The organism is Desulfoferrobacter suflitae (genome assembly GCF_022603395.1).
Classification (GTDB): domain Bacteria; phylum Desulfobacterota; class Syntrophobacteria; order Syntrophobacterales; family Syntrophobacteraceae; genus Desulfoferrobacter; species Desulfoferrobacter suflitae.
In genome coordinates this window covers 71,676-96,428 of record NZ_JAIBKA010000003.1, presented here as the reverse complement: position 1 = coordinate 96,428, position 24,753 = coordinate 71,676, and the positions used below count along the sequence as shown (strand labels likewise).

The 24,753-nt window shown below is 56.9% G+C and carries 22 protein-coding genes; 8 read left to right on the top strand and 14 right to left on the bottom strand.

Annotated elements, in window-relative coordinates:
- Positions 1–111: 111 nt before the first annotated feature.
- A complete protein-coding gene (locus tag K1V27_RS05930) occupies positions 112–1,152 on the bottom strand; it encodes a YchF family ATPase (protein WP_258928667.1) in 1,041 nt (346 codons plus the stop codon).
- A 281-nt stretch (positions 1,153–1,433) separates the two neighbouring features.
- On the opposite strand from K1V27_RS05930, the gene K1V27_RS05925 reads away from it, so the two are divergent.
- The 3 genes from K1V27_RS05925 to K1V27_RS05915 all read left to right on the top strand — a co-directional run bounded on the left by K1V27_RS05925 (position 1,434) and on the right by K1V27_RS05915 (position 6,695).
- On the top strand, positions 1,434–2,990 hold the full coding sequence (locus K1V27_RS05925) for a hypothetical protein (protein WP_258928665.1): 1,557 nt from the start codon (positions 1,434–1,436) through the stop codon (positions 2,988–2,990).
- A 12-nt stretch (positions 2,991–3,002) separates the two neighbouring features.
- Entirely contained in the window at positions 3,003–4,259 is a 1,257-nt protein-coding gene (locus K1V27_RS05920; protein ID WP_258928664.1) for an AmpG family muropeptide MFS transporter, read from the top strand.
- Positions 4,260–4,547: 288 nt separating this feature from the next.
- A complete protein-coding gene (locus K1V27_RS05915) occupies positions 4,548–6,695 on the top strand; it encodes a cytochrome c3 family protein (protein ID WP_258928663.1) in 2,148 nt (715 codons plus the stop codon).
- 200 nt (positions 6,696–6,895) lie between these two features.
- Here the strand turns inward: K1V27_RS05915 and K1V27_RS05910 are convergent, their stop codons facing one another.
- The 6 genes from K1V27_RS05910 to hypA form a co-directional block, all read right to left on the bottom strand.
- Complete coding sequence (locus tag K1V27_RS05910; RefSeq protein ID WP_258928662.1) at positions 6,896–8,029, bottom strand: radical SAM protein; 1,134 nt, start codon at positions 8,027–8,029, stop codon at positions 6,896–6,898.
- 78 nt (positions 8,030–8,107) lie between these two features.
- Positions 8,108–9,208, bottom strand: a complete 1,101-nt coding sequence (gene hypE / locus K1V27_RS05905) for a hydrogenase expression/formation protein HypE (protein ID WP_258928661.1) — start codon at positions 9,206–9,208, stop codon at positions 8,108–8,110.
- Between the two features lie 128 nt (positions 9,209–9,336).
- A complete protein-coding gene (gene hypD / locus K1V27_RS05900; protein ID WP_258928660.1) occupies positions 9,337–10,425 on the bottom strand; it encodes a hydrogenase formation protein HypD in 1,089 nt (362 codons plus the stop codon).
- An 81-nt stretch (positions 10,426–10,506) separates the two neighbouring features.
- Positions 10,507–12,837, bottom strand: a complete 2,331-nt coding sequence (gene hypF, locus K1V27_RS05895) for a carbamoyltransferase HypF (protein WP_258928659.1) — start codon at positions 12,835–12,837, stop codon at positions 10,507–10,509.
- A gap of 26 nt (positions 12,838–12,863) precedes the next feature.
- Positions 12,864–13,523, bottom strand: a complete 660-nt coding sequence (hypB, locus tag K1V27_RS05890; RefSeq protein WP_353740539.1) for a hydrogenase nickel incorporation protein HypB — start codon at positions 13,521–13,523, stop codon at positions 12,864–12,866.
- Positions 13,483–13,875, bottom strand: a complete 393-nt coding sequence (hypA, locus tag K1V27_RS05885) for a hydrogenase maturation nickel metallochaperone HypA (RefSeq protein WP_258929056.1) — start codon at positions 13,873–13,875, stop codon at positions 13,483–13,485. Before hypA ends, hypB begins: the two co-directional genes overlap by 41 nt.
- A 186-nt stretch (positions 13,876–14,061) precedes the next feature.
- Between hypA and K1V27_RS05880 the strand changes: the two genes are divergently transcribed.
- Together K1V27_RS05880 and K1V27_RS05875 are read left to right on the top strand one after the other, a co-directional pair.
- Complete coding sequence (locus tag K1V27_RS05880; RefSeq protein ID WP_258928657.1) at positions 14,062–15,105, top strand: cation diffusion facilitator family transporter; 1,044 nt, start codon at positions 14,062–14,064, stop codon at positions 15,103–15,105.
- A gap of 193 nt (positions 15,106–15,298) precedes the next feature.
- Positions 15,299–16,222, top strand: coding sequence for a methionyl-tRNA formyltransferase (locus K1V27_RS05875; protein WP_258928656.1), 924 nt, complete (start codon positions 15,299–15,301; stop codon positions 16,220–16,222).
- A gap of 120 nt (positions 16,223–16,342) precedes the next feature.
- Here K1V27_RS05875 and K1V27_RS05870 read toward each other — a convergent pair whose 3' ends face one another.
- From K1V27_RS05870 to K1V27_RS05855, 4 genes are all read right to left on the bottom strand, one after another.
- The gene (locus K1V27_RS05870) at positions 16,343–17,293 is read right to left on the bottom strand and encodes a carbamate kinase (RefSeq protein ID WP_258928655.1); all 951 of its coding nucleotides are present in this window, start codon (positions 17,291–17,293) and stop codon (positions 16,343–16,345) included.
- A gap of 9 nt (positions 17,294–17,302) precedes the next feature.
- Complete coding sequence (locus K1V27_RS05865; RefSeq protein ID WP_258928654.1) at positions 17,303–18,637, bottom strand: cyclic 2,3-diphosphoglycerate synthase; 1,335 nt, start codon at positions 18,635–18,637, stop codon at positions 17,303–17,305.
- The gene (locus K1V27_RS05860; RefSeq protein WP_258928653.1) at positions 18,630–19,394 is read right to left on the bottom strand and encodes a hypothetical protein; all 765 of its coding nucleotides are present in this window, start codon (positions 19,392–19,394) and stop codon (positions 18,630–18,632) included. The genes K1V27_RS05865 and K1V27_RS05860 overlap by 8 nt, the downstream gene beginning before the upstream one ends.
- 68 nt (positions 19,395–19,462) lie before the next feature.
- On the bottom strand, positions 19,463–20,011 hold the full coding sequence (locus tag K1V27_RS05855) for a YcbK family protein (RefSeq protein WP_258928652.1): 549 nt from the start codon (positions 20,009–20,011) through the stop codon (positions 19,463–19,465).
- A 302-nt stretch (positions 20,012–20,313) separates the two neighbouring features.
- On the opposite strand from K1V27_RS05855, the gene K1V27_RS05850 reads away from it, so the two are divergent.
- Positions 20,314–21,084 carry a sugar phosphate isomerase/epimerase family protein gene (locus K1V27_RS05850; RefSeq protein WP_258928651.1) on the top strand — a complete coding sequence of 257 codons (771 nt, stop codon included), beginning with the start codon at positions 20,314–20,316 and terminating at the stop codon, positions 21,082–21,084.
- A gap of 227 nt (positions 21,085–21,311) precedes the next feature.
- On the opposite strand, the gene K1V27_RS05845 is transcribed toward K1V27_RS05850, so the two are convergent.
- From K1V27_RS05845 to K1V27_RS05835, 3 genes are all read right to left on the bottom strand, one after another.
- The gene (locus K1V27_RS05845; protein WP_258928650.1) at positions 21,312–22,328 is read right to left on the bottom strand and encodes a CAP domain-containing protein; all 1,017 of its coding nucleotides are present in this window, start codon (positions 22,326–22,328) and stop codon (positions 21,312–21,314) included.
- A gap of 16 nt (positions 22,329–22,344) precedes the next feature.
- Positions 22,345–22,722, bottom strand: a complete 378-nt coding sequence (locus tag K1V27_RS05840; RefSeq protein ID WP_258928648.1) for a YMGG-like glycine zipper-containing protein — start codon at positions 22,720–22,722, stop codon at positions 22,345–22,347.
- A gap of 227 nt (positions 22,723–22,949) precedes the next feature.
- Positions 22,950–23,294, bottom strand: a complete 345-nt coding sequence (locus tag K1V27_RS05835) for a hypothetical protein (protein WP_258928647.1) — start codon at positions 23,292–23,294, stop codon at positions 22,950–22,952.
- A 302-nt stretch (positions 23,295–23,596) separates the two neighbouring features.
- Here K1V27_RS05835 and K1V27_RS05830 point away from each other — a divergent pair, with 302 nt between their 5' ends.
- Positions 23,597–24,403 carry a DUF4198 domain-containing protein gene (locus K1V27_RS05830; RefSeq protein ID WP_258928646.1) on the top strand — a complete coding sequence of 269 codons (807 nt, stop codon included), beginning with the start codon at positions 23,597–23,599 and terminating at the stop codon, positions 24,401–24,403.
- Positions 24,404–24,425: 22 nt separating this feature from the next.
- Positions 24,426–24,752: a NikL family nickel/cobalt ECF transporter subunit gene (locus K1V27_RS05825; RefSeq protein WP_258928644.1), complete on the top strand. Its 327-nt coding sequence runs from the start codon at positions 24,426–24,428 to the stop codon at positions 24,750–24,752.
- The last annotated feature ends 1 nt before the right edge of the window (position 24,753 follow it).

Below are 24,753 nucleotides of genomic sequence, written 5' to 3'. Positions count from 1 at the left end.
CAAGTAGGCTGGGTTGAGTTGCGAAGCCCAGCAAAACAGGCGCTGGGTTACGCCACGCGAAACGTCCGACTGCACCCGGCCATGAGGAGATGGAGTTAGGATGAGGAAGCATCAGACATTGAAGCGGAAGTTGATGATGTCCCCGTCTTTCACCCGATAGGTCTTGCCTTCCAGCCGGACCGTGCCCTGTTTGCGCGCGGTGGCGTAGTCGCCGGCGGCGCGCAAATCATCATAGGCCACCACTTCTGCCCGGATGAAGCCGCGCTGAATGTCGGAATGAATCACTCCGGCGGCCTCCTGGGCCGGCAGCCCTGCGGGGATGGTCCAGGCTTTCACTTCGTCTTCTCCCACGGTGAAAAATGTGACCAAATTGAGCAGCGCGTATGAACTCCGGATGACCCTGTCCAACGCCGATTCGCCAACCCCGAAGTCCCGGCGGAACGCTTCCGCCTCCTCCTCCGACAACTGCGCCATCTCCATTTCCAGTTTGCCGCGCACCACCATGGCTTCGGCATAGTCGAACGGGACACGGGGAAGCGCAGCGTCATCGTCCCCATTGTTGACAATCACCAGCAGCGGTTTCGCCGACAGAAAAGTGAACCCCTTCAGCTCCTGAGCCCGGGTCAGATCGAGCTGCGCTCGCAAAGGCTTTTCTGCATCGAGGAGCCGGGCGCAGGCTTCCAGCAGCTCCTTCTCGACACCCACTTTCCTGCCTTTTTTTTCTTCCAGGGAAAGCTTTTCCAGCCGTTTTTCCACCGTCGCAAGGTCGGCAATGATGAACTCATCCTGCAACTCGCGGAAATCCCGCTGCGGGTCCGGGGCGCCCAAAACCGTGTCGGTAAAGTTCCTCACGACCGTCATAAAGGCATCCATCGGCCGCATGTGAGTGAGGAGCATCGACATATACTGCTGCCTGCTTTCGACTCCACCGGACATGCCCTGCAGGTCCATATAGGTGACCTGAGCATTCACTTTCTTCCTGCCGTGGTAGAGCTGGTCCAGCCAGTCGACGCGCGGATCGGGCACAGGAACGACTCCCAAAACCGGGGCCAGCTGCCCTCCCGGCGGAATCGATTCCCCATCCCGGCGCGTCAACGCATTAAAAATCGTCGTTTTTCCCGACCTCCCCAAGCCGACAATCCCAAGTTTCATATTATTTCTCCCTCCGTCCCGAGACTGCAATCAGCGGCAGTCCCCAGGAAGCTTTCCGAGCATTGAGTTTGCGTGCTTTCAGGTTCTCAAGGTGAACCGCGAAGCCCGGTAACCAGGCGGTTCCCTGGATTCGTGCGACGATGGCGGTACCTCGTCAAAATGACGTTGATCCGGCATGCACAGAGATCCTCCTGACGACGCACTTCGCGTTCTTACCCTTGACCTTGACGCAAAACTCAACAAATATACCAAATAATGACAATTATGCATAAGGTCGCCCAATGCTTTCTTCCGCCCTTCACGTAATTCCGAAAACGGCAACTCGCCGGGTATTCGCTTTGGATGCTTTCCTTGCAGCTGCGGGTAAACTGGACGGCCCTGATTACCACAGTTTAGTCGCCAGGTGTTTGGATAACAACGCCGCTGACGAAAAAAGCTTCAACCAGTGGCTGTACCAGGCCCTCCCTGTCGAATCACGACGATGCAAGCGTCTTGCCTGGGCCCATCGGGCAGCCGACCAGCGTTTGCAGCGGGGTGAGTGGATCGCACGCTGGAAAGATGAAACACCATCCGAGAGAACCTGTCCGCGAGTGTTTTTTGGCATCGGTGACGGCAACTTAGAGAGACGCTGGAGTGCGGTGTTCAATTCCCGCAAGTCAAAGCTCATCCATCCCGGCGCACCCTGGCTGGCGGCCTTGCGCCACTGGCTGCCGCGTTTGTGTTCCCGTAATGCCGGCGTGGCCGGCAGTGTCGGCACCATCACCTACGACCTTGTGACCGCTTACGCCTTGAATGTGCAACGGCCCGTTCTACTGGTGCTGCCCTTTTCTCTGGAAAAATTGGCGGCACATCCCCTGCACCACCTGACAGAGGGAAGGCTCGAAACCTTGACCGCCCTCACCTGCCAGGGCCTGGGGGTGCGTTGCTCGAAAACTTCAAGAATGATCTGCCGTGATCGACTGCTGGCATGCTTGGCCGACCGCCACTGGGTGCTCGACATCCGCAGAGGGGGAAACCTGCATCACATTCTGCAGGCGCAATACGCAAGAAGTCCTCGCACTCTGTTGGTTTCTCGTCCTTGCGACAGAGCGGCACAAAGGTCTGCCAATTTCGAACTGGTCAAGAATCATCCCGACGGCCAAATTCTGCCGGACCCGCCCGCAGATGACGCTTCGGTTGTTGCACGCGGCTGCACCACGCCGGCTGGTTCACCCCATGCCGGCATCCTCTCATCCCGAAGAATAAAAAACCGGCACGGTTTTCTCTACCATTACACCCGATCATGTCCAGGCCCCTGGCCCGGTCAATCCTACCAAAAGTATCTTCTCAGTCTGTTCCACAATGAACCCTTTTGCGCACACACAGCGCTGCACACACTCGTCAGGATCCTCCTGGAGCAGCGAATAAGAGCCAGTTTCAAGCTGATTCGAGGCGAACAGGCGGTGGTCTCGTGGACTTCGGTGCCCCCATGGCAGCTGCAAACCCTGAGGCAATGGAACCCGGCACTCATCCGTTGGACTTTTGAACCCTACGGACTTGCAGTGAGAAAAAAACTGGTGCAACGCTGTGGAGCGAAACCCGCAATCTACGCCAAGGAGCAGGACTTTGGGCGGCTCAAGGCGGAAGATCGGTTTCGCTATCAACGCCATGAACCGCACAAGTCTTCCTGGAAGCATGAAAGGGAATGGCGCCTGCCGCACGATTTTCCGCTGCAGGGTCTCTCCAAAGAGGACGGCTTCATCTTTGTTCCGCGGCTCGAGGATGTCCGATGTATTGCTGAGCATGTACAAAGTCCCCTGCCTTTGCTAGTGTTGCCGGAATTTGGGATTAAGGATTAGGGGAACTGCGCAGTGAAGGACTGGCTGAAAGTTTACGGAAGCAGAAGGGTGTTGTGCCTGCTGGGTCTCGGTTTCTCCTCGGGGCTCCCTCTGGCCCTCACCGGCTCGACTCTGCAGGCCTGGATGACGAGCGCCGAAGTCGACTTGCGGCTCATTGGAATTTTTTCTCTGGTGGGACTGCCCTACACCGTAAAAATCTTGTGGGCCCCCTTGATGGACCGCTACTCGATTCCCCTGCTGGGAAGAAGGCGTGGCTGGATCCTCACCACTCAACTGCTGCTTGCCGCAAGCATCATCGCACTCGGCTCGGCATCGCCTGCTGCCATGCCCTGGCTGACAGCATGCCTGGCCTTTGCCATCGCCTTTTGCAGCGCCAGTCAGGATATCGTCTTTGACGCCTACCGGGCGGATGTGCTGGCGCAAAAAGAACTGGGGGCGGGAGCCGCCACTTCGGTGATTGGATATCGCATAGCCATGCTGATTTCCGGCGCCGCGGCCCTGATCCTCTCCGACCACCTGTCCTGGACCATGGTCTACGGCCTCATGGGACTCCTCATGATCGGTAACATGGCGTTCACTCTGCTGGCACCCGAGCCCACAGACCAGGTGATCCCTCCCAGAACCATGAAAGAAGCCGTTCTGGACCCTCTGGCTTCCTATTTCCGTCGCTCCGGAGCGGTGGAGATGCTGCTGTTCATCATGGTCTACAAATTGGCCGATGCCATCGCCGGCGCCATGACCACGCCTTTCCTCCTGGACCTGGGTTTTTCCAGGACCGACGTGGGCACCGTCAACAAAGCCTTTGGGCTGCTCAGCACCATTTTCGGAACGCTCGCCGGTGGGGGCATTATTGCCAGAATCGGGATTAACCGATCCCTGTGGATCTTTGCCTTTGTGCAGGCGCTTTCCAATCTGTCGTTCACTGCTCTGGCCATGGTCGGCAGAAACTATCCCGTTATGGTCGCAGCCGTCGGCATGGAAAACATCTGCGGCGGCATGGGAACCGCCGCCTTCATCGCTTTTCTCATGAGCCTCTGCGACAAGCGCTTCACCGCCACCCAATATGCACTGTTGTCCAGCCTGATGGCAGTGACTCGTGTGCTGGCGGGAGTCCCCACCGGATTTATGGTCACCTCCATGGGCTGGGCCATGTTTTACGCTGTCAGCACCCTTGGAGCCCTGCCGGGAATCCTGCTGCTCCCCCGCTTTGCACCCTGGAACGGAACTGCACCCGCCACGGCCCCAACGCCCGGCAACCAGCCTTCCTGATTGTTCAGGGCAAAAAGAAGCTCGCCACGCGCTCGGCGGTGAGCACCCACCCGATCAGAATCCATCCGCAGTCTTCGATAGCCTGCACTGCTGTAGTCAAAACCATACAGCAAGAGAGAACAGGCTTTGGGCGCACTGGCTGGTGTGATTTGTTGCTCAATTCCGGCTGCCGCACGGCCTGGGGGGGGCTTCAGTTTTGCAATAATCATTCTCGTTTCGGTACACTTCTTGCTCAGTGATTAATCCTGATGGAATGGCAGTGCCGCAAACCTACAAATAGGAGAAACCATGGCAGAATCAGAACATCAGAAAGACAGTCGATTGACCATTGTCTGGTGCGCCTTGCTGGCTCTTTGCGTACTTGCCTGGGCATTCCTGGCCACTGCAGCAATGGCCGCAGCAAAGCTGGAAATAACCAGGTGCGAGTGGCAAGCCAAGAAATTGGAGCTCAAAATCGAGGGAAAAGGCAGGCCGGGAACAACTATCCGTGTCGCGGACGCGCATTCCATGGTCCCGGTCGGGTCGGTGAAGGTTGACGCAAAGGGCACATGGAAAATACGCACAAAGAAACCGAGAACGGTTCCCTGTCGAGTGGTAGCGGAGGGATCGGAACAACGGGTTGAAAAGAAGGTCAAAAACGCGCCGGATGGGTGCGCCGAGCGGCCTTCCAAGGCTCTGACAGCACTGAGTATCCAAGGGCCCGTCAAGGTCCCGGAAAACAGCACAGCCGTCTATAAGGCTACCGCATCTTTCAGCGACGGATCCTCGCTGGAGCCTGACAGCGGTGTCGTGTGGAGCCAAAATTCCTCATTCGCCGTCATCAGCTCCACTGGAGTTCTGACCACATCAGAGGTGGAAGGCGGCCAGTTTGGCCTGATCACCGCCCGCTACACCTTTGGAGACATCAGCAAAACGGCCACGCTATCCTTTGCCATTGAAGACAGCGGTCCACCAACGACGAACCCACCCTCGGTAACCGGGTCCCATGCCGGACGTTTCTCTGCCTTCGAGGGCACTAAAACCTGCCTCGAGTGCCATACGGAACAAGCCCGACAGGTACACGCTTCGGTCCACTACCAGTGGAAAGGCGATTCCAGCGCGGCACTCGGCCTCGGCTCGGAGCCCGCAGGTAAACTCGGCGGCATCAATGATTTCTGCATTTACCCGGATATCAACTGGATCGGAAAACTGACCAACCATCGTGATGAGCTGGTAGACGGAGGTTGCGCCAAGTGCCATGCCGGTTTGGGAGATAAGCCAAGCCCCACCGCAACACCAAGTCAGCTGGAAAACATCGACTGCCTGATCTGTCACTCCGCTGATTATAAGCGTAAGGTAGAGGTGGTAAACGGCAACTATCGATTTGTCCCGGATGCCGGCAAAATGAGCGTGAGCATCCTGCAGGCGGCAGCCGATATCAGCCTGCCGTCCAAGGAAGCCTGTCTCAATTGTCACACCAAGTCCGGCGGCGGTGACAATTTCAAGCGGGGTGACATCGAAGAAGCCCATCGCAACCCCACCAGGAGCTTTGATGTCCACATGGCCTCCATTGCCGATGGTGGAGCGGGCCTGGAGTGTCTCGACTGCCACACCAGCGTGATGCACCGGGTTGCCGGTCGCGGAACGGATCTGCGTCCCATGGACTCGCCCGAACCGCTGAACTGCACTCAATGTCACCCTTCCCAACCCCACAAAAATTCCGCTATCGATAAGCACACCGCACGGGTCAACTGCACCGTCTGTCATATTCCGACTTATGCCAGGGCGGCCTCGACGGACATGTTCCGAGACTGGTCGGCACCCGGCGATCTGGTTTCAGCCAGCGGGCTTTATGAACCGCACATGACCAAACAGGGCAACGTTGTTCCCAAATATCGCTTCTTCAACGGATTGTCTCATTTCTACAAATTCGGAGATCCGGCGGAGCCTGGAGAAAACGGCAGAGTATTGATGGCGGGGCCGGACGGAAGCATACAGGACCGGAGCGCCAAAATTCACGCCTTCAAGCACCACCTGGCGAAGCAGCCCATGGATCCTGTCACGAAGGCTCTGCTCCCGCTTAAGATAGGCCGGTTTTTCGAAAGCGGCGACCTTGCCGGCGCCGTTGAATTGGGCGTGAAAGCAGTGGGATGGCAGGATAACGGGTTCATTTTTGCCGATACCGAACGTTATATGGGTTTGTTCCACGAGGTTGCGCCCAAGGAGAACGCACTGTCATGCAACAACTGCCATTATGGAGCCGATCGCATGGACTTCAAGGCATTGGGCTACGCCCCCAATGCCACCTACAACAACAAGCCGCTTTGCGCGAGCTGCCATGGAGACAAATCGGACAAGTGGCCGGGGGACCAATGGTTTACCAAGGTTCACGCCAAACATGTGACTGACAAGAAGTACGACTGCAGCAAGTGTCATGGGTTCAGTTCAGCGCACTGAAAGGAGCGCAACAGTCAAGGCAACAGCCTGCGCCACAAGCCTGTGGCCAGGCCCGGTTAAAAAATCAGCCGACAGCAGCCCCGCCAGGAGCTCTTCTCGCTTACCGACATTGGCCGGGCGGGGCTGCCCGTTGGGTTATGGCCGTTACACAGAGAAATTCGATAAGGTAATTTGCGGTGTAATGGGTATTGGGATGAAGATCAATGCAGCAAGTGGCGGTTACCGATCCTGACCCGCTGCAATCCGGCCCGCTTTGCCGCATCCATACAGGCTTCCGCCTGGGCGAGGGAAGTGGTGGGAAAATCCTCGAGGCAGAACTGGGGGGCGAAGCCCAGCAGGGCATAAGGAATATCGGGGTCCAATGCGGCGATGAAGGAAGCCAGCTGAAAAATCTCCGCATCGTCCACATAGCCCGGCACCAGCAGGGTGCTCGCCAACAGCACAGGCGGGTCCTTGCGGGCTGCGGCCATGCGCGCGAGGAGCTGGAAATTTTCCAGTATGCGATGGTTGTCAAAACCGCACAGGGCATGATGGATATTGGGATTCCAGGCTTTGAGATCGACCTTGATACATCCCCCTGATTCCAGCGACAGTCGGAACACTCGCTTCAACCAGGCCGGATGCATGCTGCCGTTGGTTTCCCAGCATATGCGGATGATTTTGTCCGGGTATTTTTCGCGCATGCGCTCAGACGCCCTGATGGCGTAGGGAAGCTGCGGCACCGGATCGCCCCCGAAATAGCACACGCAGCTGGTCTCACGGTTGACTGTTGCGACCAGTGCCTCCACCGAGTACCATTGGGATGATGGCGCCTCGGATTTCTTGAAGTGCCAGTTCTGACAGAACAGGCAGTTGAGATTGCATGCCTCGAAGAACACGGCCAGGTTGTAAAAGCCGACCTCCGGTCCCCGATCGTTGGCAAACAGCGGATAACCGGCTCCGGTCCCGCCCGGGCAAACCCAGTCGGCAACACAATTGGTCGGCAGAGGATCGTAGTAGTGGGAGAGTCTCGCGCGGAATCGGCCGTCCTGTCTCAAGCTCTCTCTGCTGCCCGTGCGTATGCCGCAATAGCCGAGTTCCTCTTCAGCCATGCGGCAACGGTGCACGCAAACCGTGCAGGAAAGCCCGTCCGGGCTGGCGGGCGGTGCCGCGGGCAGCTGGAAAACTCGCCTCGAGCGGGTGTGCAGGGCTTCAATCCGGATCAGGCTCTCGTCCCAACGGTTACGGATGCAATCCGGGCACACCTCCAGACTGGCACTCATGTCCACCATGCGACTGCCGCACACCAGACATATCGAACTTTTCTTAAGCCGCCCCGGGTACTTAATCAGCATAAACGCCCCAAAAATGACTCAGCAAATGCAGACAAAGCGCCAACAACCCACCCGCAGAAGGTTCTGTTTCCAAGAGACTTAGCAGATCCTCGGCAGCTGTTCGCCCCGCAGCATGTCCACCAAACGCAGGCCGCCAATGTGGGTTTGCATGAAGACTCGCCCGGGCTCGTCGGCAACCACCTCGCCAATCCTGCAGGCCGCCCTTCCCAAGGGGTGGCGGCGCATGACCTCCAGTGCTTCTTGTTCCGCCGCTTGCGGGAGGCACACCAACACCTTTCCCTCGTTGGCAACATACAGCGGGTCCAGTCCAAGCAGCTCACAAGCTCCGGCCACATCGTCTCTTATCGGCAGTGACTCTTCATACAACCGTATGCCTACATGGGACTGTCGAGCGATTTCATTCAAAGCAGTCGCCACCCCTCCCCGCGTGGGGTCGCGCAGCACTCCGATGTGCGGACACGCTTCGAGGAGCTCCCGGATCAGTCCGTTTAACGAACTGGAGTCGCTGAGAATTTCATTTTCAAAGGCGAGACCCTCGCGTTTGCAGAGAATGGCCATTCCATGATCGCCGATGGTTCCGTTGATGAGCACTGCGTCGCCCGGTCGGGCGTTGTGCCCGGTCACGTTGATACCATCGGGGACGATTCCGATCCCGGCCGTGTTGATGAAAATCTTGTCCGCTTTCCCTTTGGGCACCACTTTGGTATCGCCTGCGACGATCAAAACATTGGCTTCGCGGGCGGCGGTCGCCATACTTTCGACAATGTGCAACAGAGTCTCAAACAACAAACCTTCTTCCAGAATGAATCCCACCGTCAAGTACATGGGTCTCGCCCCGCGCATGCACAAGTCATTGATGGTCCCGTGCACTGCCAGGCTGCCTATGTCACCGCCGGGGAAAATGACGGGATCAACGACATAGGAATCGGTGGTCATCGCCACATGACCGCCGCGAATGTCAACCAGCGCGCTGTCGTTCATTTCCCGCAGAAACCTGTTGTTGAAAGCCCTGGCAAAGACCTGCTCGACCAGCTCGTGGGTTGCCCGGCCGCCGCTGCCGTGATCCAGCTGCACGCTCAAATTGTCTGCATTCACTCCGGTTTTTCTCCTCCTGAACTGCACGCCCCCATCATAACCTTTAAATTCTGTCAGGTGAACATTGCGAAGATGTCCAACCATGGCCCCCTCACCCCGACCCTCTCCTCCCCCGCGGGGGCAGTGGGAGTGTACCCTGCGGGCCGCGGGGCCACACGGGCGGTAACGATCAGGCTGACCGGGGAGAGAAAGCCGGAAGCCCCGTTACAGTTCTATTGGCGATAACGGTAATAGGCTCCGCAGGTCCCTTCGCTGGAAACCATGCAAGGTCCCAGCGGGTGCTGGGGAGTACATACCTTGCCAAAAAGAGCGCACCCGGGTGGCGTGAGCACCCCGCGCAGCACCTCGCCGCAACGGCAACCGGGATGTTCTTTCACCTGGATGTGCGGCATGGCAAAGCGCACCGACGCATCATAGTTGTGCCATTGCGGCTGCAACCTCAGACCGCTGGCGGGAATCTCACCCAGACCGCGCCAGGTTGCATCGGTCGCAGTAAAAATCTCGTCCATGAGCTTCCTGGCCGCCGGGTTGCCCTCCCGATTGACCGCCCTCGTGTATTGAACGGCCACTTCCGCCCTGCCCTTCGCCAGTTGATCGATCAACATGGTGATCCCCTGGAGCAGATCGAGCGGTTCGAAGCCGGTGATAACACACGGCATTTTATGTCTTGTCGCCACGTGCCGGTAGGCCTGAGCGCCGATCACGGTGCTCACGTGACCCGGGCAGATGAAGCCGTCGAGAGACAGATCTTCGCTTTCCAGCAGCGCATTCATGGCCGGAGGCAGCAGCTTGTGCGCGGAGAACACCGAAAAATTATCAAGCTTTTCGATTGCCGCCTGACGCACCGCTGCGGCGACGGTCGGTGCGGTCGTTTCAAAACCGATCCCCAGGAAGACGACCTCATGATGTGGATTTTCCCGAGCCATATGAAGGGCATCCAGGGTGCCGTACACAATGCGAACATCGGCCCCGGCGCCGCGTTCCTGGTGAAGCGAAGAATGAGACCCGGGCACTCGCAGCAAGTCGCCAAAGGTGGCGACAATCACTCCCGGCTGCCGGGCAAGCCAGATCGCTCGATCGATGTCCTCACCGGCGGTCACGCACACCGGGCAGCCGGGTCCGCTGATGAGCTGGATACCCGGCGGCAGCAGTTGCCGCAATCCGCAACGAAAGATCGCCACGGTATGGGTGCCGCAGATCTCCATCAACCGGATGGGAGTTTTGGGCAAACTGCGCCGCTGCAGAGCGTCCAGCAGGCTCTTGGCCAATTGAGGATCGCGATATTCGTCAAGATATTTCACAACAAACTCCTACCCGACACGCAACCCGGCAAAGCAAAAAACCAAAGCAAATCCGACCCGCCACCAAACCATCCTTAATCCTTAATCCTCAATCCTGGCCCCTTCCCGTGCGGCAAGCATACACGCCCCGATGTGAACCTGGCCGAGGGATATGCACGCGTCATTGGCGGGAACTTGTTCATGGCCGTACACTTCCAGCCCGCGCGCCGTCATTTTTCTTTCAAGTCGTTCCGAGAGGTAAGCGTTTTGAAAGACGCCGCCGCTCAAAACAATCCGATTGAGACCCATCTCCCGGCTTATGGTTTCAACCGATTGCGCCAGAAGAGCGACCAGACCGTTGTGAAAGCGACACGATATGCTCCCGGCAGCGCGCCCGGCACGCACATCTCGAACCACTGCCGCCACCATGGGAAAAGGATCGATGATCCAGCCGTCCCTGTCTCTTGTCAGTTCTCCACGATACGCCTCATCACCGGGGTGCAGAACCTGTTCCAACTCGATGGCGGCCTGGCCCTCATAACTGACGGAGTCGCGCAAACCGGCCAGAGCCGCGACGGCATCAAACAGCCGCCCGCACGAGGAAGTGATGGGGCTGTTCAAACTTCTATTGAGCATTTGAACAAGGATTTCCACCTTGGATTGCGGCCAGCGGCTCAGGATATCCTGATATGCTTCCATTACATTGGCAGGGTCCAGGCTCCACAGATAGCTGACGGCCATCCTCCAGGGCTGGCGAACGGCCCTGTTGCCGCCGGGCAGCGGCACATGCCTGAAGTGCGCCAACCGTTCGAAGCGGCAGCCCTCCACCCGCAGCACTTCCCCGCCCCAAATGGTGCCGTCGGTGCCGTAGCCCGAGCCGTCCAGGGCAACGCCGATCACGGGACCTCGCAATTGCCGTTCCGCCACTACTGCAGCGATATGAGCGTGGTGATGCTGCACGGCAAGACTTGGCCGGTGCTTCTGATTCAGCGCCCACTGCGTGCTCAGATAGTCGGGGTGAAGATCGTGCACGATGCATTGCGGGTCGATTTCCAGGATTTTTTTCAGGTGGTCGATGGTGTGCTCGAAGGAGCGCAACGTTTCAAGGTTCTCAAGGTCTCCGATGTGCTGGCTCAGAAACGCTTCCTGCCCGCGGGTGAGGCACACGGTATTTTTCAGCTCGGCTCCGACCCCGAGGAGGACCGGCGTTTGGCTATGCAGAAAAACCGGCACCGGAACGTAGCCGCGCGCCCTTCTAACCGGCCTGGGATTCCCATTGACCACGCGCGTAACCGAATCATCGCAGCGCATGTGGATGTCACGATTGTGCACAAGAAAATAATCGGCAATGCCGTTCAACCGCAGCCTGGCATCGTCATTGCTCATGACGATCGGCTCATCGCTCTGATTGCCGCTGGTCATCACCAGAGCATCGAATAGACCGTGTTCGAACAGCATGAAATGAACCGGAGTGTATGGCAGAAAGGCTCCAATACAGCGATTTTTCGGCGCCACACTCGGTGCGACGGCAGGCGACGGCTCCGGTCTGCGCCTCTCCAGGAGAACGATGGGCCTTCCGGCACTGCTCAGAAGCTCTATCTCCTGGGGGGAAACATTGCAATGTGTTTGAACCGCTGCAACGCTGCGAAACATCACGGCAAAGGGCTTCTCTTCGCGGATCTTCCGCTGGCGCAGACGACTCACCGAGGCTTCATTGCAGGCCGGAACAGCCAGATGAAAGCCACCCAATCCCTTGATCGCGAGGATCTTTCCCTCATCCAACAATTCAGCGGCCCGGCGCAAGGCTTCATCGCCGGTGGCCGCCGCATGTCCCGGGGCATCCTCCAGCCAGACTTGTGGCCCGCAATCCCAGCAGGCATTGGGTTGCGCATGAAAACGACGATCCATGGGATCATCGTATTCCCGGCGACAAGCGGCACACATGGCAAAGGGCGCCATCGTCGTCTTGTCGCGGTCGTAGGGAATGTCTCGTATGATGGTATAACGCGGTCCGCAGTTGGTGCAGTTGATAAACGGGTAACGGTAGCGGCGATCGGCGGGATCGAGCAATTCCTTCAAACACTCCCGGCAGGTGCATGCGTCGGGTGAAATGAGGGTGCGGCGGGCCTGGTGAGAATCGCTCTGGAGGATGCCAAACCCTTCGAATTCTTCATGGGGCAGTTCGGCTACTTCCAGGCGGGTGATGTGGGCGAGTGGAGGAGCCTTTGACGAGATGTCCCGCAAAAAAGCGTCGAGTCGTTCCTTTGCGCCGAGCGCCCGTATGACGACCCCATCGGCCTGGTTGCGCACCCATCCCTTGAGCTCGTATTGTCTGGCCAGTTGGAATACAAAGGGGCGGAAGCCGACTCCCTGAACAATTCCCGCAATCCGTACGCGGATGCTGCCCTCCCCGACGGCGGAACCAGCGCTCATGAGCGGCGCACACTCCGGGTTTGTCTTCATTTGCCGCGAGACGACCGCACTTTTGCTTCCAGCCAGTCAAGCCACTCCGGCAATCCATCCCCGGTTCGGCACGAAATTTCAAAGATCGCTTGATTGGCATTGAGCTGTCGGGCGCTCGAGCGGATGACGTCAATATCGCAGTCGGTGTAGGGCAGCAGGTCTATCTTGTTGATCAGCAGAGCCGAACAGAGCTGGAACATCAACGGATATTTCAGGGGTTTGTCATGCCCTTCGGTAACACTGAGGATCATCACCTTCTCATGTTCGCCCAGGTTAAATTCTGCAGGGCATACCAGGTTGCCCACATTTTCGATGACCAGCAGTTCGACGTCACGGAGCTCCAAGGCTTCGAGGGCCATCTGAATCATGTTGCCGTCCAAGTGGCACCCGCCCTCGGTATTGATCTGCACGGCCTGGACGCCCTTGCGCTGAATGCGTTCGGCATCAAAGTCGGACTGCAGATCCCCTTCAATGACGGCCATTTTGATGCGGCCGGCCAGGGCGTCGATGGTCTTTTCCAAGAGGGAGGTTTTACCGGCTCCCGGCGAGCTCATCAGGTTGATCGCAAAAATACCGGCGCCGTCAAACACCTTGCGATTGGCATCAGCCAGGCGATCATTGGCCTGCAGAATGTTGCGCACCACTGGGATTTTCATCTGCGTCATTGGAATCTCCAGTTTCACCTTCTATGCTTGTAAGAGAAAGTTCTCTTCCGCTGACAAGTTCCAACGCGGGCTCATCGCACTGGGGGCAGAGGAAGACATGGTTCTCCACTTCGAACAATTCCCTGCATGCGGAACAGCGCGCCACTACAGGGACGGACTCGATCTGCAAAACGGCGCCCGCGGCAATGGTATCCCGGCTCAGCATTTCAAAACAAAACTTCAGGGAATCCGGCACCACCGCAGCCAGTGCTCCCACCTGGAGCCGAATCATCGAAATCCGCCGCAAACCGTGCCGGTAGCCTTCCTGCTTTGCGATATCCAGCACGCTCTGAGCGATCGCCATTTCATGCAATGTTTGCCCTCACCCGTTTGTTGGTTTATGCAACGTAACATCCACAGCGGCTTCAGGCAATTAACATGCAGGCAGCAAGGGGTCAAGCCGGATGAAATTGCTGCATTTATATTTGTGCCTGTTTGGTATAGACTGCTTGCCTAAAAATGGCAGCCCAATAGAAAAACGGGACATATCATGGACGTTTGCGAAAAGCGTAACCTTAGAATCCGCCTCATCGCCATCATCTGTTCACTGCTGGTAGGCACGACTTTGATGTCGCTCAAATTTTATGTTTATTGGATCACACATTCCTCGGCGATTCTCTCGGATGCACTCGAGTCTATCATAAACGTGGTGGCAAGCGGATTTGCTCTGGGCAGCATCGTTTTGGCGGCGAAGCCGCCCGACCCGACACATCCCTACGGACATGGCAAAATCGAATTTTTTTCCGCGGGCTTCGAAGGAGCATTGATTATCTTTGCCGCCGTGGGGATTGTTTGGACGGCAATCCCCCAGATTCTCACTCCCCACGGCCTGCCACACCTGCAAAACGGGCTTTTGATTTTACTCGCCACCAGTCTGGTCAACCTTTTTCTCGGATCAGCCCTGGTTCGAGCAGGCAGGTCCACGCGGTCCCTGGTGCTCGTGGCCGACGGCAAACACGTGCTGACCGATGTGTACACCTCTGCAGGTGTCCTGCTCGGTTTATTGCTCGTCCACTGGACCCACTGGTATTGGCTTGACGGAGCGATCGCCCTGCTGGTGGCGATCAACATTCTGGTGATTGGGGCCAAGCTGGTGCGAACGTCTTTTGCCGGTCTCATGGATGCTTCTGACCCGCAACTGCTGGATCAAATTTCCCGGTTGCTCGCGCAGCACCGCAAGAGCACCTGGATCGACATTCACCGCCTGCGCGCGCAACGTTCGGGAAATCGCATCCTGCTGGATTTCCACTTGATACTGCCGCGCGATCTGACCCTCGAGGAAGTACACAATGAGGTCACGGAACTGCAGCAAGTCATCAATCGGCATTTTAATGAAAAATCGGACGTGCTCATCCATGCCGAGCCCTGCATCGTTCCGGAATGTCCCATATGCGGCTACAACCCCTGCGGACGGCGGCGGGTACCCACGCAGCAGCAGCGGCTCTGGCGCCGCGATGTGCTGACCGCTGAAATGTCGGAAAGCGATCGACAGGAATCGGATCAGCGCGGGGATCCGTCGGCATCGCCGCCATGAATCGGCGCTTGCACCGCTGATCGATGGATCACCGGCGCTAAGGCGATTTTTCGTCGAGTTTTTACCTTGCTGTTTTGCCGGCAGCGTGCTAGGTGAATAGCGTTCATTGTGTCCCGCTCACGTCGAACCGTGCACCCTGATTTCGGCGAGACTGTCTTGTAATTTCCACAGGATCACAGCAAGGGGGAAAACGATGCGCATCATAGTCATTGGCCAGGCCGCCTTCGGGGCAAAGACGCTGGAAGCGTTAATGCAAAAGTCTGAAAACGTTGTCGCCGTGTATACGCCGCCCGACGGTCCCAAAGGACGCGTCGATCCACTGAAGGAAGCGGCACGGGCCCAGGGGATAGAGGTCTTTCAGCCAAAATCGTATAAGGACGACGCGACGTTTGACACCTACCGGGCATTGCAACCCGATCTCACCCTGTTGGCCTTTGTGACCGATATCATTCCAGCGCGCTTTTTTGAGGCGGCATCCCAGGGAGCCATCTGCTATCACCCATCCATTCTGCCGCGCCACCGGGGCGCCAGCGCCATCAACTGGGCGGTCATCATGGGCGACCGCAAGACCGGCCTGACCATTTTCCGGCCTGATGGAGGCATCGACACCGGACCGATAGTGCTGCAAAAAGAGATTGAAATCGGTCCCGAGGACACGACCGGCTCCCTCTATTTCAACCACCTGTTTCCCATGGGGATCGACGCAATGCTCGAGGCGGTAGCCCTCATCAAGGAGGGCAAAGCGCCGAGCATTCCCCAGGATGAGTCGCAGGCGACCTATGAGCCCCCATGCGACGATCGGGTGGCCGGCATCAACTGGGACAAACCCGCGCAGGAAATCTACAATCTCGTGCGTGGCTGCGACCCTCAGCCCGGTGCTTACTGCCTGTGGAAAGGCGATAAAGTGCGGCTGTATGCGGCCAAACTGCGTGAAGAGTCAAGCGACGCATCTGCCGGTGCGGTGGTGGGGATCGACCAGGAAGGGATTCATGTGGCGCTTCCGGGCGCAAAACTGGTGGTGGGCAAGGTCCGCTCATCCGCCGGCGGCAAAATATCAGGGCTGGAGTTTGCCGAACAGCAGGGCCTTAAGGTGGGGAATGCGCTGCACAGCGGGTAAAATCCATGGGTAAGCCCCCGGTTGTTGTAAGGGCGGTTCGCGAACCGTCCCTACAACAACCGCATTTCTCCGGCGTTAATTTCCCCGAACAGGCACTCCCGGTTCTGGGTGTAGCGCCGTTCATTGCACAAAAAACTCGGTGCCGGCTTCGCCCTTGACCGCTCTATCAATTTGCTCGACCGAACAGATGACGGCCCTTGCGCCGCCATGCTGCAAAAAATCCATGACAGCTTCAATCTTGGGGTCCATGGAGCCGGGGGGGAACTCACCCTGTTCCCGATAGCGCGCAGCCTCAGCCACAGTCAGACGACGCAGAAACTGCTGCCCCGGCTGATCATACGACAGAGCAACCCCAGGGACATCGGTGGCAATCACGAAAATCTCCACTCCCACTTCGATGGCCAGCCTGGCGCTCGACAGGTCTTTATCGATCACCGCATCCACCCCCTGAAAGCTTCGGCTGTCGCGTATCACCGGAATTCCTCCGCCGCCGCAGGCAATCACCAGGAAGCCCAGCTCGATGAGCTTTTTGATTTCCCTTTTTTCGACGATCGTGACGGGCTTTGGGGAAGCAACCACCCGCCGGTACCCCCTGGCGGTACGCCGCGTCGGGTAGGGAAGCCCGGCAGCCGTCTCTTGCGAAAAAGCCGGGCCAATGGGTTTGGAGGGATTTTGGAAGCCGGGATCCTTTTCGTCCACCACCACGTAGCTGAGCAGAGTCACGAACAGCTGTTGCCCGTTTGAGCCCAGCTGCATCAACTGGTTGTCGAGCGTGGTTTCAATCATGTAGCCGATTTGTCCCTGGGTTTGTGCCACCAGTATTTCAAGGGGCAGGCGGGGCACTTCGCTGCAGCATTCCTGTTGGAGCAAAAGATTGCCCACCTGTGGTCCATTGCCGTGGGTGATGATGATGCGATATTCGGGTAAAAGGCCGGCAATTTGTCTCATCGGCAGCTGCAGGTTCTCGAATTGCTCATCGATGCTTCCCCGCTGTCCCTTGCGGATCAGTGCGTTTCCACCGAGAGCGACAAGCAACACCGGCTTGGACGGATTTGCCTGGTGTGGTCCCATGGACGGCCTCTAGCTCGGACCGGCCAATAAGCCGGGCAACTTTGCCAGAATCACCTCTTCCAGAAAAGGTTGAGCGTGATCCCTGTATTCGTAGCGGATTCGCAGGGCGGGCTTATTGATGGACAGCAGTCGAGTCAGGTTGATGGGGGTCGAGAATAAAACCAGGTCGCAGGCAACGGCGTTGATGGTCTCCTGCAGGTCCCCGATCTGTTCCCGGCTGTAACCCATGGCCGGCAGCCGGGTGCCGATTTCAGGATAGGTGCGATAGCTGTCCCGAATCGAGCCGACCGCATAGGGGCGCGGGTCGACAATTTCCGCCGCACCGTACTTTCGAGCCGCAATGGTGCCGGCGCCGTAGGGCATGCCGCCGTGGGTCAAGGTCGGGCCGTCTTCCACTATCAGGACTTTCTTGCCCGCAATTTGGGAAGGATCACTCACGAGAACGGGAGACTCGGCCAGAACGATCTGCGCCCTGGGAGCATAATGCCTGATGTTGTTTCTCACCTGCTCGACATCCGCGGGAGACGCGGTATCGACCTTGTTGATGACGGCGACATGGGCCATGAGCATGTTGGCTTCGCCGGGATAGTAGAGCAGTTCATGACCCGCCCTGTGCGGGTCGAACAACACGATGTGCAGGTCGGGATGGTAGAAGGGCGTGTCGTTATTGCCGCCATCCCAAACGATGACATCGCCTTCTTCTTCCGCCTGCCGGAGGATTTTGCCGTAATCCACCCCCGCGTAAACCACAATCCCTTGCTCTATGAGCGGCTCGTATTCTTCCCGCTCCTCGATGGTGCACTGCTGAGACGCAAAGTCCTGATAGCTTGAAAAGCGTTGAACGACCTGGTGGGTCAAATCCCCATAAGGCATTGGGTGACGCACGGCGACCACTTTCCTGCCGGCTTTTGTCAAAATTTCACAAACTTTTCGCGTGGTCTGTGATTTGCCGCAGCCGGTGCGCACGGCGCACACCGCTATCACGGGCTTGCGCGCCTGCAACATGGTGTAGGTCGCGCCCACCAGGATGAAGTCGGCACCCTCGGCCATCGCCAGAGATGCCTTGTGCATCACCTCCACGTGTGGAATGTCACTGTAGGAGAAAACCACGAGATCGATTTTGTATTCGCGAATCAAACGGACCAGTTCCTGTTCGGCATAGATAGGGATGCCCCGGGGGTAGAGCTCTCCGGAAAGCCGGGGCGGGTAGAGGCGCCCTTCGATGTGCGGAATCTGGGCCGCGGTGAAGGCGATGACTCGGTAGCGGGGATTGTCCCTGAAATAGACATTGAAATTGTGGAAATCGCGGCCGGCCGCCCCCATGATAACGACTTTTTCAACCATCGTCTGTCCCCCGCCTGGTTGGAAGATTCCTATACTGCTTGCAGAGTATATAGCCACCCCACCCGATAGCGGTCAACATGAGGACGATGCCAAGCCGGTGAGAAATTCCTGCAATGAATTGATCATGGCGAATCAAACCGGTTTCATTGAGAATGAATTGCCAATCGTGAAATCCATAGGGAGCGTTGCGTCCGGTGTTTCCGCCCAGCAGGGGGAGTGTCAGGTCTCTAGCATCGTTGATGTAGGGTGCCATGTCGAGGAAATTTTCGCCAAGCCACCATAGGGCAACCGCTGCGCCGAACGTATTCCGATACTTGATGAGGAACACTGACAAGCATAGGAAGGGCATCAGCAGTTGCCCCAGGGTTCCACCCAGCGAGGTGATGAGTGCTCCAAGAGGACGGAAAAAAATATGACCTGCCTCGTGAAACGGCAGATTGATGAGATGCATGAAGGTGGTCCCGGCGTAGTTGCTTTCCAACGGGGCACGAAAAAACTTCCAGCTCCATATGACAATGCCTGCGAACAGCAGCAGCCGGCCGGCAAAGAAAAAGGGATCGGTACGGGCTTCCACAAAAAACAGCAGTCGACTCAAAAGGCCGCCTTCACCCTGACTCGGACCCTCCCGGTCGGTTCCCGGCGGGTCCGATTCTTCACCGTCAACACTCGGCGGTCGATACTTTGCGAAGATCAACCCGCATCGAACGCACTCGATATACGCATTGTCCTGCAGGTGATGGCATTTGGGGCATTCCATTGCAGCGCTCCCCAGGAACCTGACGCGGCAAAGCCGGGGTCAAAATTCGTATTGTTCCGGATTCCCCCTCACCAGCGGCGTACCGGGCCAACATCCATGTGAATGAAGTCATTATACCTGCCTACCCCTCCAACCTTGAAAGCAGCCGCCGTCCTGCCGAGATCCGAAAGGGAAACGCCTTCCAGGCAGACATCAGCCGCCATGCCTTTGAGATGGTAGCTGTTCCTGGCCACACCGTGCCCATTTTTTCTCAAATATTGATTGTACTGGGGTGAACGATATCCGGACAGGAGCTGATAGGTACGCTCCCCGGCGTGCAGTTTAGTGCGCACCGCATCGAGCAGAAGATACAGATGAGGATCGATACGGTAAGCCTTTTCATCGTAGTAACAACGAAACAGATGATTCAATTTTGCAAGTGCTTTGCGATCAAACCGGCCTCTTTTGTTCAGATATTTGACCTGCAACCGTTCCTGGGTGTGCAGGTTGACAAAAGCAAGCCTGCCGGAGCAGAGTGATTTCAAGGCGGTTGCGGGTACGTCCTCAATCAGGCAGGGAATAAGCGAAGGGGCGAGGGAGCTGACAACAATAACCTTAAGAGCGTCTCTGCGAGTCATTTTCTCCTTCCGTTATGACCATTGGAAAATACTACTGACCGAACTGACTACGATATGACTGCTTTTGAGAAAGACGGGGATCACTATAAGCGATGCGAATCGGCGCGTAAAGGTAAGCAAATGCCGTACCGACCAGCACCGCAATGGATCATGACTGCGGTCGAAGCCTATGAGCAAAAGCTTGTGGCTTTACTCTTCGGTATTGGATATTCTCATGTTACATCAAAGTGAACGGCCGAGAACGCGGCAGGGGATGGCGAATGACGGTGTGAGGAAATGGGGTTGACGTAGGATTGCATTTTGTGGCCAAAGAACACGGTACCATCGTACTGGGTGGAACAGCCCGCACGCCGCAGGAGGTCCTTTTGCTGCAGCGGCTGGGGCTCCAGTTCGCCGAAATTTCCATCGAAGATGCGGAACAGTTTGCCGGCCATCTGGACCGCTATCGCACGGTCATGGAGGAGACCGGCTTATTTTTCCTGTGCCATGGACCTCGGGAAGGCGATCCCAGCGATACGGACACCCTGGAGAAGGTCTATTTTCCCAAGCTCTGTGGAGTGCTTGGACTCATGCCGCAACTGAGAATGAAGCTGCTGACGATGCATCTGTGGATGGATCCGCGTTTCCTGAGTCCCGAAGTCATTCAATACAAGATTGATTTTCTTGCCAGGTTGCTCGATGTCGCCGGCAGCTCCAAAGTCACCATCTGCCTGGAAAACCTGAGTGAAACCGCAGAACATCTGGCTGCGGTGTTTACTGCTCTGCCCGAGCTCAGGATGACCCTCGATTTGGGCCATGCGCAACTTTTGACCCATGAAAATACCAGCTTTGCCTTTTTGCAGAACTATCCCCAACGCATTCGGCACATGCACCTGCATGACAATCGCGGCGGCAATTCGCCGGACGCTGACCTGCACTTGCCTGTCGGCCATGGGATCATCGATTTCCCGTCGATTTTTGCGGCTGTCAGAAATGCCGCATACTGCGGCACCATAACACTCGAGCTGCGCGTCGATGAGATTGAGCAATGTCTCGGCTGCGTGAGAAAACTGCTGGAACAGTCATGCCCCTGATCGGCGTACTCCACCGGGCGACGAGCTTGCTCGAGAAGGCTGCCAGCCAAGTCATTCCGAGAGAATACCACGAAGGCGGCGGGAAGCCTGCAAGCATGCCGTATTCTCGATTCCGAGCGGCAGCGGAATGATCGGAAAGCACTGTGGAGCCGTTCTCGAACAAGCTCTCAGACGTAGGATGGGTAGAGCGAAGCGAAACCCATCAACAAGGCCTACAGTCATAGGCGTCACAAGGGATCCAGGTAGACCTGGGTTACATAGATACTGTGCTTGTCGGCAACGGCGACTCCTGTCCCCACCTCTCGATATCCCGAAAAGAGCAGGTTTCTTTTGTGACCCGGGCTCTCCATCCATCCCCGGACGACCGAGTCTATGAGGTTCGTGAGGTTCCGGCCGACAAAGATGTTTTCACCGGCGCTTTTGAAATTCTCCACGCCCTGGAGTCGTATCCGATCCACCACATCTCTTCCCTTGGGATCGATATGGGCAAAAAACCTCTCCCGGGCCATCTCTTCACTGTGACTTCGAGCCGCCTGCTGCAGCAACGGGTTGGTGTTCAGTGCAGCAAGTCCGTGCTGGGTACGCAATCTGTTCACCTGGGCGAGAATCGCCGCCTCGATTTGCGCTGCCGGCTCCGGCTTCTGAGGATCTTCACCGGCTTGTCTGGTCGCGACACGGTCAACGGGCGCTGAGTCGGGAGCGGCCCCCAAAGTCACCGGAACAATTTCATACGAGCCGGCGCCGCTGAAAGTGACCAAAACATTGAGGAGATCACCCGGGGCACTCTCTTGCATCAACAATCTAAAATCCTCTTCCGACTGTATGGCACGGTCATTTACCCGGACGATCAGGTCGCCGGTAGTGCGCAGTGGATCGTTTTGCGAACGAAGCCCCGAAACGGCGGCCGGCGAGCCCGGGAAAACTTCCAGTATTTTTAGACCCTTCAAATTACCCTGTGAGAATGCTTCCCCCCGTATCCCCAGGTAAGGGCGGCCAATGGGAACGGTACGGGGGGGAGCGGGCGCTGTTGCTTCCGCCAGTGCCGGCGCGACTTTTTCTACAACCGGATCTGCAAGCCACAGCAGAGCGGCCAATACCCATCCTGTAACTGCAAGCAGAGCCGCCAACGCCGACCACAAGCGAGAGTGCCTCATCACAAGGCTCCGGCTTTGCTGGATTCGATCCGTCAGGCAAACCTTGAGCCTTTGAATCAGTGGAACCTTCAGATCATCGGTTGTGCTCAAGCAAATCCCCCCGCTTTTAATAGACCTGCCCGCCGGTCGCGCTATTCGTCGGCCCAGCGGCGGCGCTGGAGTGCTTTGTTGCAGGTGCCTTGCGTTTATAGCCCTGTACCTGATAGCTGGTTCCGGGCGGGCAAGTCTGCCTCGAGTAGGAACCGCCCTGCACACTGTCCCCGATGAGGAAGCCGCCAATAAGTCCCACAGGTCCTCCAATTGCCGCACCGACGGCGGCACTGCCTCCCGATGCAGCCCCCACGAGAGCCCCCGTCGCAGCTCCCAGCGCACCCCCGCCGAGAGTCAAACGTTCGCGTGTGGTGAGCGGTCCTCCGGCACACGCCGTTAACAAAACAAATGAGAATAGAACCAATAAAACCAGCGATAGTGTTGTTCTCAGCATCTTTCTCTCCATCAACCAAAGGCTCTGGCCTACCGACTGTATGCAATTGACTACACATTTGTAGTAAAAAACCTACACTGTTAGTTCCTTCTGCCCTACCCGGCAGAGGTTTGCATTGAAGCCATCAAAAGTATCTCCGCGATTTTGCCTGAATGCCGTTTGGTCACTCAGGCGAAGGCCGGACTCCAGCAAAAATGGACTTCCCTGGAATCTTAGACGTGGCAGTGCTACCATCGGTGCTTGTGGTGCTTGTGGTGCTTTTTTGCGTGGCCGGGAGGCTTATGTCCATAATAATAGGCCCTTGGTGGCGGCGCCACGACCACAGGTGAACGGTAGACGACCACAGGATCATTGCGGATGTAGACCGGTGGAGCTTCCACCACCACCGGCGGTTGCTGCACGACCACAGGCGGTGGCGGAGCCACATAATAACCAGGAAAACCGAAATTCAACCCAATCAGCACATCCACACCTCCGGCCCGCACCTGCGACGGAGCGAGCAGACATACGGAGGCCAATACCAGACCAAACCACCCCAACCTTTTGCCCAATGAAGCCTTGTTTATTTCCAATTTCCTCCTCCTTGGCCTTGCGGCACATCGCATTCTTTCTCAGATGGAACGAACCTCCTTCACAACCGGTTTCGCCTGGAGAAAGCAACTTGCAGGCCAACTTCAAAAATTCTCAGTTTTTTGTGGCTTGACAAGCTGCTCAGTTCTGTAGGATATTCTCGGCGCAATCGAAAAGCTGAAGCTTTTCATCGGTAAAGGTTCGCAGAGCAAGAGTGTGGTCATGTCAATGCGGTCAAGAAGGCCAGCCGTGGTGCTGGCCTTTTTTTTGTGAATACAACCTGTAGCGCCGGATGGAGGAAACGATGAGGCTGCGTCACATTTTCGTTTGTTTGCTGGTGGTGTTTGGTTCCTGGTGTTTAGGCAGCAATTGCGGAGCCCATTTTGGAGCGATCATACCGTCGAATGACATTGTCGGCAAAGATGATCCCAAGGGCATTACCCTGGACATCAAATTCATCCACCCTATGGAACAGCACTATATGAATATGGAAAAACCTAGAAATTTCAGTGTATTCCATAAAGGCAAGAGGACCGATTTATTGACTGAATTGAAACCTGTGAAAGGGAAGGCGCCGGATCAGCAGGAGCAATGCACCTTCTGGCAGGCCGACTACGCCATCAAGAGCCCGGGAGATTACACTTTCTTTGTCGAACCCGCCCCTTACTGGGAACCTGCTGAAGATATTTTTATCGTCCACTATCCCAAGGTCTGCGTCAATGCACTGGGTCTGGAAGAGGGCTGGGATGAGCCCATCGGGCTGGAAACGGAGATTGTTCCCCTGACCCGACCGTACGGTTTATGGACGGGCAACGTGTTTCAGGGACAGGTTCTGGTGAACGGCAGGCCGGTTGCAAACGCCGAGGTGGAAGTCGAATATCTCAATGCATCCCCCGACAATCCCAAGCTCGTGCATGCGCCGTCCGATCCGTTTGTAACCCAGGTGGTCAAGGCTGATTCCAACGGAGTTTTTACCTACGCCATGCCAAGAGCCGGTTGGTGGGGATTTTCCGCTCTCAATGAAGCCTCCTATACGTTGCAGCATGATGGCGAGGAAAAAGGCGTTGAGATAGGAGCCGTCTACTGGGTACACACAACGGATATGCAGTAGGCTTTAGAAAGGGGCTATACTTATGGTCAACAAATCAACCTTTTCGGCGTTGCTTATAGGCCTTGTGGTCTGTGCCATGGCCGGCACTGCACAAGCCCACAAAGTGAATGTGTTCGCTTATGCCGAAGATGGCACGATCCACACGGAGAGCTATTTTCCCGATGGTAAACCCGCCGCAGGCGGCACCATAGAAGTTTACGACCAGGCAAAAACCAGGCTGCTCGAGGGAAAAACCGACAGGGAAGGAAAATTTTCCTTCCCCATTCCCAAAAGAGAAGACCTCACCATCGTGATCAACGCCGGCATGGGCCACAGGAATGAATACACTATCAGGCAGGATGAGATGTAGT